We start from the raw sequence: 15,684 nt of genomic DNA on the forward strand, positions 1-15,684 counted from the left end.
CACCCTAGCGTACCGTATGGTGTACGGTACAGAGTATGGTCGACAGGTTCGAGGCGGCGGACCCGCCGCGTCTGGGGTGCATCGACGGACGGCCGGTCGGGGAGGCGATACCCGCGCTGCTCGCCGACCACGGCTACTGGGGTGTGGCGACGGCGACCGCGTTGCAGCTGGTCGCGCGCGGGCGAATCGTGCCGGGGGTGTCCCCGCGAGGGCATGACACGTGGCGGATCGGGCCGCTCGACCCGCAGGACGAAGCGCACCTGCGCGAGTTCGCCACCGACTACGAGGAGCTGCGCCGGTTCCTCGACGCGGTGGCCGACACGCTGCCCCGCGAACCCGGCGAAGGACCGTTCGCCGGCACCGAGGTGCACGACGTCGGCGAGCTGCGCGAGTGGGCCGACGACCAGCTCCGGATCTCGCTGCGCATCGAGACCGACGACCGGATGCGGTTCCGCGCGGTCGTCCAGCACCACCTGACCGAGTTCGAGGCGATGCTCGCCGTCCGCCGCGCCGCACGCGTGTGGCCACCCCTGGAGAGGCTGCTCGAACAGCAGCGCCTCGACCCGCTCGACCTCACCGACGACGAGGTGCTCGAACTGCTCACCGCGCCGAGCATCGAGGTGCATTGGCCCCGTGAGCTGCTCACCGACGTCAAAGCCCGCGCGGTCATCTCGGCGACCAGCGAGTTCCGGCTCGGTGAGCTGTTCCAGCTCGACTGGCAGATCGCGCTGCGGGGTGACCCGCTCACCGGCACCGAGCTGGACCAGCTCGCCGAAGCCACCCGCCCGGTCGTGCGGCTGCGCGACCAGTGGGTGCTCGTCGACCCGGCCATCGCCCGCAAGGCCCGCGAGAAGCTGCGGCCGATCACCGCCGTCGACGCGCTCGCCGCCGCCCTCACCGGCACCACCACCATCGACGGCGCCGAAGCGGAGGTCGCGCCGAGCGTGCTGCGCGACGTGCTGGCCGAGATCAAGCCCGTGCCCCAGCCGGACGGACTCGAGGCCACGCTGCGCGAGTACCAGCTGCACGGCCTGAGCTGGCTCGCCCACCTGACCGGCCTCGGGCTCGGCGCCTGCCTCGCCGACGACATGGGACTCGGCAAGACGATCACCCTCATCGCACTGCACCTGCACCGCGACGACCAACACCCGACGCTCGTCGTCTGCCCGGCCTCACTGCTGGGCAACTGGGAACGCGAGATCCGAAGGTTCGCGCCCGGCACACCGGTCAGCCGCTACCACGGTCCAGGAAGGACGGTCGCGCGCGAAGGCTTCGTCCTCACCACCTACGGCACCATGCGCGTCGACGCCGAAGTCCTCGCCCGGCACCAGTGGGGCATGGTCGTCGCGGACGAGGCCCAGCACGTCAAGAACCCCACGTCCGGCACCGCCCGAGCACTGCGCACGATCCCGGCGACCGCTCGGGTCGCGCTCTCCGGCACACCCGTCGAGAACAACCTCTCCGAGCTCTGGTCCATCCTGGACTGGACGACGCCGGGACTGCTCGGCCCGCTGCGCAGGTTCCGCGCCCGCTGGCCCGAACCCGACGCCACCCTCGCCCGCCTGATCAGGCCGTTCCTGCTGCGCCGCCGCAAGTCCGACCCCGGCATCGCGCCCGAGCTGCCCAGCAAGACCGAGACCGAGCAGCCCGTGCCGCTCAGCCAGGAACAGGCCGTCCTCTACGAGGCGCTGGTCCGCGAGATCCTCGACCAGATCGCCGCCACCACCGGCATCGCCAGGCGCGGGCTCGTGCTCAAGCTCCTCACCGGACTCAAGCAGATCTGCAACCACCCGTCGCACTACCTCAAACGCGAGCTCACCGGCCGGTCCGGCAAGCTCGACCTGCTCGACGAACTGCTCGACACGATCCTCGCCGAGGACGGCTCGGTGCTCGTGTTCACCCAGTACGTCGACATGGCCCGCCTGCTCGAAACCCACCTCGGCAGGCGCGGCATCACCACCAGGTTCCTGCACGGCGGCACGCCCGTCGCCCGGCGCGAGGAGATGGTCCGCGAGTTCCAGAACGGCCACGTGCCCGTCTTCCTGCTGTCGCTCAAAGCCGCGGGCACCGGCCTCAACCTCACCCGCGCCGACCACGTCGTGCACTACGACCGCTGGTGGAACCCCGCCGTCGAGGACCAGGCCACCGACCGCGCCTACCGGATCGGCCAGACCAGGCCCGTCCAGGTGCACAAGCTCGTCGCCGAAGGCACCGTCGAGGACCGCATCTCCGAGATGCTCACCCGCAAACGCGACCTCGCCGACGCCGTCCTCACCAGCGGCGAGTCGGCGCTCACCGAACTCACCGACGCCGAACTGTCCGAACTGGTCGCACTCAGGAGCGAAGCATGAGCGCCCGCGGCTTCACCGCGTTCCCCAAGACGACCCGGCGCGGCGCGAAGACGTGGTGGGGCAAGGCGTGGATCAAAGCACTCGAGGACACCTCGCTCGACCCCGCGCCGCTCAAGCTCGGCCGCCGCTACGCCCACGCGGGCGTCGTCGGACCCATCACCGTCTCACCGGGACGGATCGCCGCCGTCGTCCACGACGAGGACACCGTCTACAGCACCGCGGTGTTCGTCGAGGAGATGACCGACCTCCAGTGGAAGCGGTTCCTCGACCGCGTCGCCGCACAGGCCGGGCACATCGCCGCACTGCTGGACAACGACATGCCGCGCGACCTCGTCGCCTCCGCGGAGGACGCCGGCGTGCGACTGCTGCCCGGCATCGGCGACCTCGAACCCGAGTGCGACTGCCCCGGCTGGGAACTCCCGTGCCGGCACGCCGCCGCACTCGCGTTCCAGGTGTCGTGGCTGCTCGACGCCGACCCGTTCGTCCTGCTGCTCCTGCGCGGCCGCGGCGAGTCCGAACTGCTCGCCGAACTACGCCAGCACACCAGAACACCTGTGGTGGTCGACCTCCTACCAGCGCGTCCACTGCTCCCGGCGACCACCACAGATGTGGTGCTGCACGGGGAAACGCCGCCCGGACACGACCCCGAACACCTCCGGCAGCTCGTCGAGCGCGCCGCGCGAAAGGCCCGCGCGCTGCTCGGGGCAACCTGATCGGCGGCTGATGCGTCGGCAGTAGGTGATCACCGAGAAGCAGAAGATGCTCAGCGGCCAGCTCTACCGGGACAGCTGCCCCGAGCTCATCGCCGAACGCCGCCGCGCCCAGTCCCTCGTGGACAGGTTCAACGCCTGCCCCGAGGACGAGCGCCACGGTGTGCTGGCCGAACTGTTCGGCCACATCGGGGACGGCTCGTGGGTCATGCCGCGGCTCCAGGTCGACTACGGCACCCAGATCAGCGTCGGCGCCAACAGCTTCCTCAACTACGACGCGATCCTCATGGACTGCGCCCCGATCACCATCGGCGACGACGTGTCGATCGGGCCGCGCGCGCAGCTGCTCACCGCGCTGCACCCGATCGAGGACCACGAGCTGCGCAGGCAGCGCTTCGAGACCGCCGCGCCGATCACGATCGGCGACAACGTGTGGCTCGGCGGCGGCGTCATTGTCTGCGCCGGCGTCACCCTCGGGGCCGACACGGTGATCGGCGCGGGCAGCGTCGTCACCCGCGACATCCCGGCCAAGGTGCTCGCCGCTGGATCGCCGTGTCGCGTGATTCGGGACCTCTGACCAGCTGAGACGGTCGTTTCGTCGCAAAAGAAAATCATGCTACGCATGGAGCGTGGTCAGTCGGAGACAGTTCCTCGCAGCCCCTGCCGCGGTGTGGCTCGCGCGTGGCGCCATCACCCCACCGGACTTCCCCGAGCACGTCGAGATCCGGCCGGAGGCGTACGCCAACTGGGACGGCACCATCACCACCGGCCCGCTCTGGACGTGCGTCCCGCGCACCACCACCGACGTCGTCACGGTCGTCAACTGGGCGCACCGGCACTCCTACACCGTCCGCGCCCAGGGCCTGCGGCGCGGCTGGTCGCCGCTCACCGTCGCACCCGGCCAGCGCGGCGACGTGCTGCTCGTCGACACCACCCAGCACCTCACGGCCATGAGCGTGTCAGGCGACCAGGTGCGCGTACAGGCGGGCGCGACCATGGAGAGCCTGCTCGAGCACCTCGCCGGGCACGGGCTCGGGCTCACCGCGGCACCCTCGCCCGGCAGCCTCACCGTCGGCGGCGTGCTCGCCGTCAACGGCCACGGCTCAGCGATCCCGGCACGCGGGGAGCGGGTCGCGGCCGGGCACACGTTCGGCTCGCTCGCCAACGCCGTGCTCGCACTCACCGCGGTCGTGTGGGACGGCGCGAAGTACGCGGAACGCACGTTCCGCCGCGACGAGGCCGACTGCGCCGCGTTCCTCACCCACCTCGGCCGCGCGTTCGTCACCGAGGTGACGCTGCGCGCTGGGCCCGACCAGAACCTGCACTGCCGCAGCCACCTGGACGTACCCGCGGCCGAGCTGTTCTCCGCCACGCCGGGGCCGCGGTCGTACTCGACGCTGCTCGACCGGGCGGGCCGGGTCGGGGTCATCTGGTTCGCCTTCACCGACAAGCCGTGGGTGCAGGTCTGGGAGGTGTCGCCGACCCGCCCGGCGCTGTCCCGGCCGACGCAGGGTCCGTACAACTACCCGTTCACCGACAACCTCCCACCGGACGTCGCCGACCTCGCGAAACGCATCGTGCAGGGCAAACCCGACCTCGCCCCGGCGTACGGCAACGTCCAGCGACTGGCGATCGGCGCCGGGCTCACCGCCACGGCGGCCTGGGACCTGTGGGGCCCGTCGCGGCACGTGATGCTGTTCGTCAAGCCGACCACCGCCCGCATCACCTCCAGCAGCTGCGCGGTGCTCACACCACGCGCGAAGCTGCAGGACGTCGTGCACCGCTTCACGACGTTCTACGCGAACCTGCTGGAGAGCTACCGGGCGCGCGGGCTGTACCCGATCAACGGTGCCGTCGAGATCAGGGTCAGCGGGCTCGACGACCCGGCCGACACGGGTGTTCCCGGCGCCGTCGCGCCCGCGTTGTCGCCGGTGCGCCCGCACCCCGGCTGCGACGTGGCCGTCTGGCTCGACGTCATCACGTTCCCCGGCACACCCGGCGCGCACGAGTTCTACCGCGACCTCGAGGACTTCGCGCACGCCACCTGGCCCGGCCGGGTGCGCGCGGAGTGGTCCAAGCGCTGGGGCCACACCTCACGCGGCCCGTGGACCGACCTCCGGCGCATCCCCGCCGCCTACCCGGACTGGGACGGCGCCGTGCGCACGCTCCACCGCTACGACCCGCACCGCGTGTTCACCTCGCCGCTGCTGGACGAGCTGCTCGAGTAGATCTCCGTCAGTCCGCGCGCCGTCGCGACGAACCGTTCGCGCAGCTCAGGTGGTTCGAGGACCTCGACGTCGGTGCCGAGCCGCAGGAACTCGACCAGCGCGTGGTCGATCGACTCGATCGGCACCGTCACCCGCGTCCACCCGCCATCGGGCAGAGCCGTGTCCCGCGCCGCCTGTGCGACGCGGGGGAGCACCATGTTCGGGAACCGCTCCACGCCGCGCGGCGACAACCTGATCAGCGCCTCACCGGTGTGCCTGCGCGACTCGAAGTCCGCCAGCGACCGCTCCCAGTACCCGGCCAGGTCGAAGTCGGCGGGCCGATCGAACTTCTCGTCGAGAACTCGCAGGCCGAGGATCTGCGCCACCCGGTAGGTCGCCACACCGCGCCGGGCCTGGGCGACCAGGTACCAGCGGCCACCCTTCAGGACGAGCCCGTACGGGCTGAGCGTGCGGGTGACCTCCTCGGGCGCCTTCCACCGCCGGTAGACGACCTCGACGACCTGGGAGTCCCACACCGCCGCGGCCACCTCCGCGAGCAACGGGGTGTCGTCGGCGTCGTTGTGCCAGCCCGGCGCGTCCAGGTGGAAGCGAGAGGCGATCCGCGAGGCGCGGCTGCGCATGTCCTCCGGCAGCGCGGCCATCAGCTTGAGGTTCGCCGCCGTCACCGCGTTCGCGAGCCCCAGCTCCTTCGCCGGACCGGGCAGGCCCGCGAGGAACAACGACTCCGCCTCCGACTCGGTGAGCCCGGTCAGCCTCGTGCGGTAGCCGTCGAGCAGCTGGTAGCCGCCCTGCGGGCCCGCGTCGCCGTAGAGCGGAACGCCCGCGGCGTGCAGCGAGTCGACGTCGCGGTAGATCGTGCGGACCGACACCTCCAGCTCATCGGCCAGCGCGGCGGCGGTCATCCGGCCGCGCGTCTGCAGCAGCAGGAGCAGTGAGACGAGCCGGCTCGCACGCACGTTCTAACACTGACACAAGATGTCAGTGACCCCCAAATAGGGTTCCTGACATGGGCTTTTCCGAGAAGGACCTGCGGGTTCTCGACCCCGTTGTCGTCAACGGCAGACACGTGAAGCGGTACGAGGTCACCACTCCGGGACTGGTGATCGACCCCTCCGTGCGCGACGCGGCGTTCGAGTTCCTGCCGAAGCTGTACCCGGACTTCGCCGACCCGACGCCGCCGGTCACCGTGACGGTGCTGCACAAGGGCGCGGCGGGGATGTACCTCAACGCCTACAACTGGGTGTGGGACAACGTGCTGCACTGCCGCACCGCGGCGTCCGGCGACCAGCCGTTCCTCGGCAGCCACGGCGACGACCTCACGTCGTTCACGGTGATCGCCAAGGACCTGATCGGCTGCGTGTGGGAGCTGCCGCCGCTCGAGCACGAGCGCTCCGCGTGGGTGCGGCACATGCTCGCGCCGGACGAACCGGACCTCGCCGGGTACCTCGCGGACACCTTTCCCGAGGGGACGGTCGGGCGGTGAGGAACGACTGGACGGGGAGTCCGGCCCGATGAGCGCGACCGACTTCGACTTCCTGCACGGCCGGTGGCACGTGCACCACCGCAAGATCGCCGACATCGCCGGCCGCGGCACCGAATGGGTGGAGTTCCCCGCGACGACCGAGGTGTGGCCGGTGCTCGGCGGGATCGGCACCGTGGAGAACATGGTCGCCCTGGACTTCGAGGGGATGCCACTGCGGCTGTACGACACCGAGCGCGACGTCTGGCGGATCTGGTGGGCGTCGACCCGGCAGCCCGGCCACCTCGACCCGCCGGTGGAGGGCGGATTCGCCGACGGGCACGGGGTCTTCCTCGGCGAGGACGTCGTCGGCGGGCAGCCGGTGCGGGTCCGGTTCGACTGGACGCCGGGGGAGACGCCGGTCTGGGGAGCAGTCCTTCTCCTACGACGGCGGCGTCACCTGGGCGAAGAACTGGATCATGACGTTCACCCGGCGCTCCACGATCGAGTAATTGCCGGGAGTGTCCGGTGTGGAGTACTTACTTGTGCACAGTCACCGCCGGACCAGTACGGAGTTGTCGTGGAGTGCGAAGAGGACCCCTGCACGCTGTGCCAGGGGTCCGGAACGATGTACTGGAAGCAACCGGTGCCCGGCCCGGAGGGCCTTGTGCTGCACGAGATGTCGCATCCGTGCCCGCGCGGGTGTTCTGGGTGGTGGAGGTTGCCCGCCGCCGAACGCGCTGGCGTCGTGGCGGGCAACTGCGCCCAGGCGAATGAACTCGAACACCCGGCCGGATCAGTTTGATCACTCTGGGTCAACCATGGGGATCACCCATAATTGCGGGCGCGTTCCCCGCTCGGCGGCTGCACACCGGCCACTGTGGACCGGACACTGGGTGGGTGAAAGAGTGCAGCCGTTGCCTTGGTTCTGGACTCAACGAGGACCGGACCGCCTGCCGTGTGTGCGGCGGGATCGGCCAGGTCCCCGACCGGTAGCGAGTTCAGTCCTTCCTGAGGAACAGCGTCGGACCTAGGATCCGGCGCGCGATGCGGCGTGGAATCGACTTCTGCGGGCGTGGTGTCGGCGTCGCCTGCGCGGACTGAACGGCCTGCAGGGGCATCGTGGCTGCGTTCTCCGGCTCGGCGCCGGGAGGGGGAGTCGTCGGCACGCAGTGATCTTGCCATCACGCCTCGCTACGCCTGCGCGAGGGCTTCCACGGACGCCGTCATCACCCGCTGCCAGTGCGAACGCTGCCGTTCCCGCTCGTCCGCGTCGGCGAGCCACTCCTGGTGGAACCGCAGCAGTGTCCGCCCGGCCTGCGCGACGACCGCCACCTGCATCGTCGTGTCGTGGTCCCAGTCCGCCGGACGCCAGGTGAGCCGCATCCGGTCGTGCGGGCGGTTGCTGCGGATCTCGCCCTTCGTGCCGGACGTCGTCTCGTAGCGGTCGCCCTTCCCGCCGATCGACGCGACACCGTCGCCGAGCCAGATCGCGATGCCTTCGGGGCTGGTCAGCAGCTCCCACACCGCCTCGATCGGGTATGGCACGGTCTTCGACACCCCGATGTTCCAGCCGACGTCCTTCGTCTGCCCTGTCACCATGGGGCCGACTGTAGGCCGCACTGCGGACATCTTCGGTCCTGATCTGCAACACGCGGGTCCGACCGGCACCAGACCGGGTGTGACAACGAGAACGAGCTACTGCACGGGGGTGACGACGCTGGACGCGTCACCGTCCGACGCCGAGTTGTGGCAGCTCATCGCACAGGGGGATCACGGCGCCTTCACCACGCTGTTCGAGCGGCACGCCGAGGCGGTGTGGAACTACGTCTACCGGCTCACCGCGAGCTGGACGGCGGCCGAGGACATGCTCTCGGCGACGTTCCTCACCGCGTGGCGCAAGCGCGGCGACGGGGTGCTGGTGCGCGAGTCCGCGCTGCCTTGGCTGTACACCGTGGCGGCCAACCTGGCCCGCACCGAGTGGCGCGCGGGCAAGCGGAGACTGCGGATGCTGTCCCGGCTGAGCACCGAGCACGAACGCGACCACGCCGAGGACGTCACCGACCGGATGGACGCGCGGGAACGCCTGCGCGAGGTCGTCGCCGCCGTCGACCAGCTGCCCAGAGCCGAACGCGAGGTCGCCCAGCTGTGCCTGCTGGGCGAGCTGTCGACGTCCGACGCCGCGACCGCGCTCGGCATCGCAGAGGTGAGCGTCCGCTCCCGCGTCTCCCGTGCCCGCTCCCGCCTGCGTGAACTGACCGCGAGGACCACCCATGACTGACCTGCCGCCGTTCCAGCCGCTACCCGACCACGTGCGGGACAAGGCCCGCCAGGAGCTCGTCGAAGGGCTCGACCGCAAGCCGCCCGCGTGGCGCGGGCCGCTCACCATCGCGGCCACCGTCGCCGCGCTCGCCGCGGGCGCCGTCGTGACGGGCCAGGCCATCTGGTCGCCCGGCACCACGCCGCTCGCCACCCCGCCCACCTCGGGCCCGCCCCAGTTCCAGGGGCTCGACATGACCGAGCTGTACGACATCAAGCGCAGCTTCGCGCCACCGGGCATGGCCGAACGCTGCGCCGCTGCGAAGCCGGAGAACCCGCCGGTGGCGCAGTGGCGGCCGGTCCTGTCCGTGTTCTCGAACGGCGTCACGATCGCCGCGTTCGAGGTCCCGGCAGGCCGGATCTTCTGCACGACCACCGCCACCACCGCCGCGGTCTCCGCGCCTGTGCGGCAGGAGCTCGGCGGAGCGCCCGCCCGCATCCTGTTCGCCGCGCCCAACGGCGCGATCGCGGGTCTCGTGCCACCCGGTGTGCGCCACCTGGGGGTCAACCGCAGCCTGCCCGTCGGCAACCACACCATCGTCTCCGGTGGCCACGCCGCGGTGGTCGACTCGCTGTTCCTGGTGCCGGGCGGGTTCAGCCGGGCGGGCGACCCGAGTTCGTTCCTGATCGACGGGGACGAGGTGCCCATCGCCGACGTCCCCGCCGTCACCCCGCCGGTCGTCGACCGGCCGCAGCCACCGGCGGAACGCACGTCGGAGGCCGGTCAGCGGCTGCAGGCCTGCCTCGCGGACCAGCAGTTCGCGGTTCCCGACCGGGACCAGTTCGTCGCGGGCGCCCACGTGAAGTTCAGCGAGCAGAGCGAGGTGCAGCTGGGCCGCTTCGGCGACCTCCTGCTCCAGTGCCGCTACCAGGCCGGTCAGGAGCTGATGATGCTCGTGCAGGACCACGTGGGTGCCGGTGAGGGCCAGCGGTACAACACGATCAGCGCCGAGTGGTACTACTTCGACTTCAGGGCCGATGAGAACGGCAGCTCCAGCAGCGACAAGCGGGCGATCGTCGGGCAGGTGCTCGACCAGCGGGCCACGTCGATCACGGCCACCGCACCCGGCCTGCCCGAGCAGTCGGCGGTGATCTCGAACGGCACGTACGTGCTGCCGGGACCGGTACCGCCCGACACCACGGCGAAGATCACCGTGAAGGACGCGTCCGGTGCGGTGCTGGAGGAAATTAGTCTGCGGGAGTGACCTTCCGCGGCTTCGACGCCGAACTGCTCGGCCGGCTCGGCGAGCGCGGTGCCACCGATGCGCAGATCTACCTGCTGCAACGGGTGCTCCGCGCCGTCGAGCCTGCCAGTCTGCTCAGCCAGCACGTCGCGTCGATCGCGGGTGCGGCGTCGGAGGTGCCACGCGCGCACGCCGCGTTGCTCAGCCACGCCGCGCTCGGCCAGCCGATGCGCAACCTGCTGTGGCGGCTGTGCGCCAACGCCGAGGCCGTCGCGCCGCCGGACTGCGCCGAGGTGCTGGCGGACGTCGCGGCGGACACCGCGTGCAACGACCGGCAGTTCCGGATCAACGCCGCCGATCACGCCGCACGGCTCGGCGCGCTGCTGCCGGGGCTGCGGCCGTCGGTGGTCGAACAGTTCCGGGCCGCCTGGAAGTCCGGTGACGACCTCGACCGGGCGGCCGACGAGATGGCGTGCCTGGTCGCGTCGACCGGGCGGGACGTCACCGCGCTCGAACGGGCGCTCGTGCGGGCGCCGCTGGACGACGTGGTGGACGTGCTGCTGCCGCCACCCCAGCGCTGCCAGGTCGCCTGCGTCGTGCAGGGTGTGCGCGAGCTGGTCGGACTGTCCACTCTGGAGCCGTCCGCCCGGCACCTGACGGCCGAGTCTCGGTGGGGCCCGTCGACCGTGCGGCTGCGGGAGTTCCTGGCCCAGGTCAGCGGGTGCGTCGTCGGCATCGAGGTCGACGCGGTCGACAAGCCCAGCGCCGGGCGGCTCGCCAAGCGCCGCGTCACCGAGCTGCTCGACCAGTACGTCGCCGGGCACCGGCTGCTCACGATCACGCTCGACCCGCGCGTGCTGGTGGCGCGGGTGGGCGCGCTGGACACCGAGGAGGTCGGTGCGCGGCGGGTGACCGTTCGCCGGGCGCATCCGCTGGTGCCGCACTGGCCGTCCGGCATGCGCGAGGGCCTGCGCATGGCGCACCTGGCGCGGGTGACCGAGTCGCCGCTGGCCGCCGCCGCGCTGTCCTGGTCCGCGCTGGAGGCGTGCGGCGTGCACCGCAAGCCCGAACGGCTGGCGGCCGCGTTGTCGTTGCAGGCCATGCGGCAGCAGATCGCCGAGACGCACCAGCTCGTGCACCAGTCCGTCACCGCGACGTCCAAGTTCACCGGCAGTCGCGCGTTCGACCCGGCGCTCGCGGTGATCGCCGGACACGCCGAGGTCGACGAGCACCGGCGGCTGTGCGACCTCAACGCGTGGGCCGACGTCCTGCTCCCGCACCGCGACCGCGACCCGCGAGCACTCGTCGACGCCCGTGCCGCGGTGGACGGGCTGCCGCTGGCTCCGCTCGCGGCGCGGCAGGTCGCCGAGTGGCGGGCCCGGCTCGCGTCGCCGGCGTCGTGCGCGGAGTGGCTGGGCGACACCGAGGTCCGGCTGCGCACGCTGCTCGAAGCGCTCTACGGCGCCCGCAACCTCACCCTGCACGCGGGCATGTTCTCCGCCGACGGCGACGACGTGCTCGGACAGGGCGGGCTGCTGGTGGTGGACTTCACGTTCGAGGTGCTCGGCAACTGGTACCGGCACGCGTCGACCGAGTCGTCACCGTTCGACGTCGTCGACGCGCTCGCGCTGCGGCAGCACCGGATCCGCGGCAGGCTCCGCAGCCGCCGCAACGCACTGCACCCGCTCGACATCGGCAGGCTGACCAGCCCCAACAGCCCCGACGGCTGGGGGCGCTGACACCAGGCGGAACCGCGAGCAGGCGAACGTGACGGCGGTGAGCGCGAACCCGGCGACCGCCACCCAGAACGTCGTGCGGTGGCCGGTGTGGTCGGCGAGCCAGCCGCCGACCGGCGCGCCGATGGCGACCACACCCCAGTTGAACGACCGGATCGTCGCGTTCATCCGCCCCTGCAACCGGTCCGGCGTGACGGACTGGCGATAGGCGATGGTGCTCGGGCTCTCGATGCCGATGCCCAGCCAGAACAGGAACTGCCCGGCCGCGGCGCCCGTCCAGTCGTGCGACAACGCGATGATCGCGAACGCCACCAGCGGCAGGAACCGCGCGGTCACCGCGCTGCGGCCGAGCCCGAACCGGCGCGCCGCCCAGCCGGACACCGCACCGCCGAGCACCCCGCCCGCCCCGGCGAACGCCAGCGTGACGCCCAGCTCGAACGGGCTCAGGTGCAGGTCGAGCGTCGCGAACGGGACGTAGACCGCGCCCGCCGCGCTGGAGAACACCATCCACGCGTGGGTGTTGAGCGCGAGCGGCTTGAGCATCGGGTGCCGGTACACCCAGGCCAGGCCCTCGCGGATCGTGCCGCGCTTGGCCGGTGCGGGCGGCTCGTCCACCCGGACCGTCGCGGTGAGCAGGCCCGACACCAGGTAGGAGAACCCGTCGAGCACGATCGACAGCGGCGCGCCGAGCACGGTGACCAGCGTGCCGCCGGCCAGTGGTCCGGTGGCGGCCGCCGCCGATCCGGTCTGGGCGAGCCGGGCGTTGGCGGTGGGCAGCCGGTCGGTGGGGACGAGGCGCGGCAGGAACGACTGGGTCGCCACGTCGTGGCCGAGCGACAGGAGGCCGACCACGAGCATGATCGCCAGCAGGAGCGTGAAGTCGCGGACGAACAGCGCGACGACCGTCAGGAGCACCGCGCGGCCGATGTCCGAGGTCACCAGGACGGGCACCCGGCGCCAGCGGTCGACCAGCGCGCCCGCGAGCAGTCCGAAGAGGAGGTACGGCAGCCAGCGGGCGGCGTTGAGCAGGCCGACGTCGGTGGCGGAGCCGTGCAGCACGGTCAGCACGAACAGCGGCATGGCGAGCGTCGTGACGTGCGTGCCCAGCTCGGACACGATGGTCGCGGACCAGAAGCGGTTCATGGTCGACACGGTCGCCGTTCACGGATGTGCGAATGTTGTGCCGTGGAGTTCGCGCTGCTCGGGCCGGTGGAGGCGGGGGTCGATCTCGGACCGCTGCGCCAGCGCGCCGTGCTCGCGGCCGTCCTGCTCGACGCGCCGGTGCCGGTGGATCGGCTCGCCGAACGCGTGTGGGGCCCAGAGGTGCCGCGGACTGCGCGGCGCACCCTGTTCAGCTACCTCTCCCGGCTCAAGTCCGCCGGTGTGCCGATCGTGCGGCAGCCCGCCGGGTACGTGATCACTCCCTCCACTGTGGACGTCTCCCGGTTCCGGTCACTGGTGGCTTCGGGGCGATGGGAAGAGGCACTGGCGCTGTGGCGCGGCGAGCCGTTCGCCGAGCTGGACTCGCCGTGGTTCACCGAGGTGCGGGCCGCGCTGGTGCGCGAACGCGACGCCGCCGAGCTGGAGGTCGTCGACCACGCCCTGCGCGACGGACGCCCGGTCGACCTGGCGCGACTGGCCGCGCGGTGCGCGCAGCGGCCGCTGGACGAACGGCTCGCCGCCCAGTACCTGGTCGCGCTGCACCTCGCCGGACGCACCGCCGACGCGCTGGAGCACTACGACCGGACCCGGCGGACGTTGATCGACGAGCTGGGCGTCGAGCCGGGACCACTGCTGCGGCAACGGCACCTCGAGGTGCTCGGACCCTCTCAGCACACCGTGCCGCGCCAGCTGCCCGCCCCGCCTCGAGCGTTCGCCGCGCGGGACGCGGACCTGGCGCGGATCACGCTCGGCGGCATCTCGGTGATCAGCGGGCCCGGAGGCGTCGGGAAGACGTGGCTCGCGCTCCACTGGGCTCATGCGCACGACTTCCCGGACGGTGCGCTGCACGTCGACCTGCGCGGGTTCGACCCGGCGCGCCAGCCCGCCCCGGTCGAGGTCGCGCTGCGCGGGTTCCTGCGTGCTCTGGGCGTGGCCGAGCCGCCGGTCGAGCTGGACGACCAGGTCGCGCTGTACCGGACGATCACCGCCGGGCGGCGGATGCTGGTCGTGCTGGACAACGCCCGCGACGCGGCTCAGGTGGTGCCGCTGCTGCCCGGCGGTACCGCGACCGTGCTCGTGACCAGCAGAAATCGGCTGCACGGTCTGATCACCGCGCACGGCGCCCGACCGGTCCCGCTGACCGCGCTGAACACCGGTGACGCCCGCGAGGTCCTGCACGCACACCTGAGCGCGTTTCGCCGCCAGGACGACGACGAGCAGGCCTGGGGTGAGGTGGTCGAGCTGTGCGGCGGGCTGCCGCTGGCGCTGGGCATCGCCGCCGCGCGGGCGCACGCCGTGCCCGATCTCGTGCGGGAGCTGCGGGAGGATCGGCTCGGCGCACTGGACGGCGGTGATCTGAGCGCGAGCCTGCGCGCGGTGTTCTCGTGGTCGTTGCGCGCACTGGACGCGGAGACCGTCGAGGTGTTCGGCCTGCTCGGCCTGGCACCGGGGCCGGACGTGAGCCTGGACGCCGCGGGCGCGCTCGCCGGACGCCAGGTGCGCCACGAGCTGCGCAGGCTGGAGGACGCGCACCTGGTCGAGCAGCACGTTCCCGGCCGCTACCGGATGCACGACCTGGTGCGGCTCTTCGCCGCCGAGCAGCACGCCGATCCGGCGGCGACCCGCAGGCTCGTGGACTTCTACCTCGGCACCGCGTTCGCGGCCGACCGGCGGCTCCAGCTCTACCGGCTGCCGATCGACGTCACGCCACTCGCCACGCCCGCCGACCCGCTGGCCTGGTTCGCCGCCGAGCACACCTGCCTGCGCGCGGTCCAGCGGCGGGCGATCGAGCTGGGCTGGGACGACGACGTGTGGCGGCTGGCGTGGGTGATGGACGGCTACCACCACTGGCGCGGCCTGCTCCTCGACCTCAGGGCCACGTGGACCGACGGGCTCGCCGCGGCCGAACGCATCGGCGACCGGCTCGCCCGTCACCTCGGCCACCGGGCGCTGGCCATCGCGAACTCCCAGCTCGGCGACACGGTGACGGCCATGGCTCAGCTCGACGAGGCGATGCGGTTCGCGGACGGCGTGAACATCACGCACACCGAGTTCTCCATGGCCCGCGTGCTGGCGCACCGGGGCGACTACGCGCGGGCGTTGGAGCTGGCCGAGCGCGGACTCGAGGCGTACGAGCGGATGGCGTCCGCCGACCTGTGGCTGGCGCTCGCCCACACCGCCGTCGGCTGGTACGGCCTGCAGCTCGGCTCACGCGACAGCACGCACATCGAGCGCGCACTGGAGCTGTTCCGCGCGCACGGTGACCGCGTCGGTGAAGCCGAGAACCTGGCCAACCTCGGCTACCTGCGGGCGGTGGAAGGCCGCGAGGACGCCTCGCTCGACCTCTACCGGCGGTCGCTCGAGCTGATGCGCGCCGCCGACACCCCGTTCGGCGAGGCGATCACGCTGGAGGAGATGGGACACGCGCTCAAGCTGCTCGGCCGCGACCCCAGCGCCGCGTACGCCGAGGCCGTCGAGCTGTACCGGTCGCAATATCGGATGCACAAGGTGCTGGCACTCGGGTAGGAACCACCAG

At 71.9% G+C, this 15,684-nt stretch carries 12 protein-coding genes; 9 read left to right on the plus strand and 3 right to left on the minus strand.

The annotated features are described in order from the left end of the window. Positions 1–35 precede the first annotated feature (35 nt). The 4 genes from FKR81_RS23550 to FKR81_RS23565 are packed head-to-tail and all read left to right on the plus strand — an operon-like array spanning position 36 to position 5,289. Positions 36–2,351, plus strand: a complete 2,316-nt coding sequence (locus FKR81_RS23550) for a DEAD/DEAH box helicase (RefSeq protein ID WP_146354435.1) — start codon at positions 36–38, stop codon at positions 2,349–2,351. Next, positions 2,348–3,064, plus strand: a complete 717-nt coding sequence (locus FKR81_RS23555) for an SWIM zinc finger family protein (protein ID WP_235921722.1) — start codon at positions 2,348–2,350, stop codon at positions 3,062–3,064. The genes FKR81_RS23550 and FKR81_RS23555 overlap by 4 nt, the downstream gene beginning before the upstream one ends. Before the next feature lie 46 nt (positions 3,065–3,110). Continuing rightward, positions 3,111–3,638 (plus strand): sugar O-acetyltransferase, encoded by a 528-nt coding sequence (locus FKR81_RS23560; protein WP_186763143.1) that lies wholly within the window; start codon positions 3,111–3,113, stop codon positions 3,636–3,638. Positions 3,639–3,690: 52 nt separating this feature from the next. After that, positions 3,691–5,289, plus strand: coding sequence for a cholesterol oxidase substrate-binding domain-containing protein (locus FKR81_RS23565; protein ID WP_146354439.1), 1,599 nt, complete (start codon positions 3,691–3,693; stop codon positions 5,287–5,289). Here the strand turns inward: FKR81_RS23565 and FKR81_RS23570 are convergent. After that, positions 5,235–6,245, minus strand: coding sequence for a helix-turn-helix transcriptional regulator (locus FKR81_RS23570; RefSeq protein ID WP_146354441.1), 1,011 nt, complete (start codon positions 6,243–6,245; stop codon positions 5,235–5,237). The two genes, FKR81_RS23565 and FKR81_RS23570, sit on opposite strands and share 55 nt — an antisense overlap. 50 nt (positions 6,246–6,295) lie before the next feature. Here FKR81_RS23570 and FKR81_RS23575 point away from each other — a divergent pair, with 50 nt between their 5' ends. Both FKR81_RS23575 and FKR81_RS23580 read left to right on the plus strand, forming a co-directional pair. Then, on the plus strand, positions 6,296–6,772 hold the full coding sequence (locus FKR81_RS23575; RefSeq protein WP_146354443.1) for a hypothetical protein: 477 nt from the start codon (positions 6,296–6,298) through the stop codon (positions 6,770–6,772). Between the two features lie 28 nt (positions 6,773–6,800). Next, positions 6,801–7,553: a hypothetical protein gene (locus FKR81_RS23580; protein WP_146354445.1), complete on the plus strand. Its 753-nt coding sequence runs from the start codon at positions 6,801–6,803 to the stop codon at positions 7,551–7,553. 389 nt (positions 7,554–7,942) lie between these two features. Here the strand turns inward: FKR81_RS23580 and FKR81_RS23585 are convergent, their stop codons facing one another. Next, positions 7,943–8,350 (minus strand): SRPBCC family protein, encoded by a 408-nt coding sequence (locus FKR81_RS23585; protein ID WP_146354447.1) that lies wholly within the window; start codon positions 8,348–8,350, stop codon positions 7,943–7,945. Between the two features lie 79 nt (positions 8,351–8,429). Here FKR81_RS23585 and FKR81_RS23590 point away from each other — a divergent pair, with 79 nt between their 5' ends. Together FKR81_RS23590 and FKR81_RS23595 are read left to right on the plus strand one after the other, a co-directional pair. After that, positions 8,430–9,029, plus strand: a complete 600-nt coding sequence (locus tag FKR81_RS23590) for an RNA polymerase sigma factor (protein ID WP_235921723.1) — start codon at positions 8,430–8,432, stop codon at positions 9,027–9,029. After that, the gene (locus FKR81_RS23595; RefSeq protein WP_146354451.1) at positions 9,022–10,272 is read left to right on the plus strand and encodes a hypothetical protein; all 1,251 of its coding nucleotides are present in this window, start codon (positions 9,022–9,024) and stop codon (positions 10,270–10,272) included. The genes FKR81_RS23590 and FKR81_RS23595 overlap by 8 nt, the downstream gene beginning before the upstream one ends. Before the next feature lie 1,577 nt (positions 10,273–11,849). Here FKR81_RS23595 and FKR81_RS23600 read toward each other — a convergent pair. Continuing rightward, a complete protein-coding gene (locus FKR81_RS23600) occupies positions 11,850–13,130 on the minus strand; it encodes an MFS transporter (RefSeq protein WP_146354453.1) in 1,281 nt (426 codons plus the stop codon). 42 nt (positions 13,131–13,172) lie between these two features. Between FKR81_RS23600 and FKR81_RS23605 the strand changes: the two genes are divergently transcribed. Further along, positions 13,173–15,674, plus strand: coding sequence for an AfsR/SARP family transcriptional regulator (locus FKR81_RS23605; protein ID WP_222598377.1), 2,502 nt, complete (start codon positions 13,173–13,175; stop codon positions 15,672–15,674). Positions 15,675–15,684: the final 10 nt, after the last annotated feature.

Origin of the sequence: Lentzea tibetensis (assembly GCF_007845675.1) — a bacterium.
GTDB lineage: Bacteria > Actinomycetota > Actinomycetes > Mycobacteriales > Pseudonocardiaceae > Lentzea > Lentzea tibetensis.

What these genes read in the sequence shown, in the direction of transcription:
- FKR81_RS23575 (WP_146354443.1), top strand. Translation starts at nt 6,296, where the DNA reads ATGGGCTTTTCCGAGAAGGACCTGCGGGTTCTCGACCCCGTTGTCGTC.
- FKR81_RS23555 (WP_235921722.1), top strand. Translation starts at nt 2,348, where the DNA reads ATGAGCGCCCGCGGCTTCACCGCGTTCCCCAAGACGACCCGGCGCGGC.
- FKR81_RS23595 (WP_146354451.1), top strand. Translation starts at nt 9,022, where the DNA reads ATGACTGACCTGCCGCCGTTCCAGCCGCTACCCGACCACGTGCGGGAC.
- FKR81_RS23585 (WP_146354447.1), bottom strand. Translation starts at nt 8,350, where the DNA reads ATGGTGACAGGGCAGACGAAGGACGTCGGCTGGAACATCGGGGTGTCG.
- FKR81_RS23550 (WP_146354435.1), top strand. Translation starts at nt 36, where the DNA reads ATGGTCGACAGGTTCGAGGCGGCGGACCCGCCGCGTCTGGGGTGCATC.
- FKR81_RS23560 (WP_186763143.1), top strand. Translation starts at nt 3,111, where the DNA reads ATGCTCAGCGGCCAGCTCTACCGGGACAGCTGCCCCGAGCTCATCGCC.
- FKR81_RS23580 (WP_146354445.1), top strand. Translation starts at nt 6,801, where the DNA reads ATGAGCGCGACCGACTTCGACTTCCTGCACGGCCGGTGGCACGTGCAC.
- FKR81_RS23600 (WP_146354453.1), bottom strand. Translation starts at nt 13,130, where the DNA reads ATGAACCGCTTCTGGTCCGCGACCATCGTGTCCGAGCTGGGCACGCAC.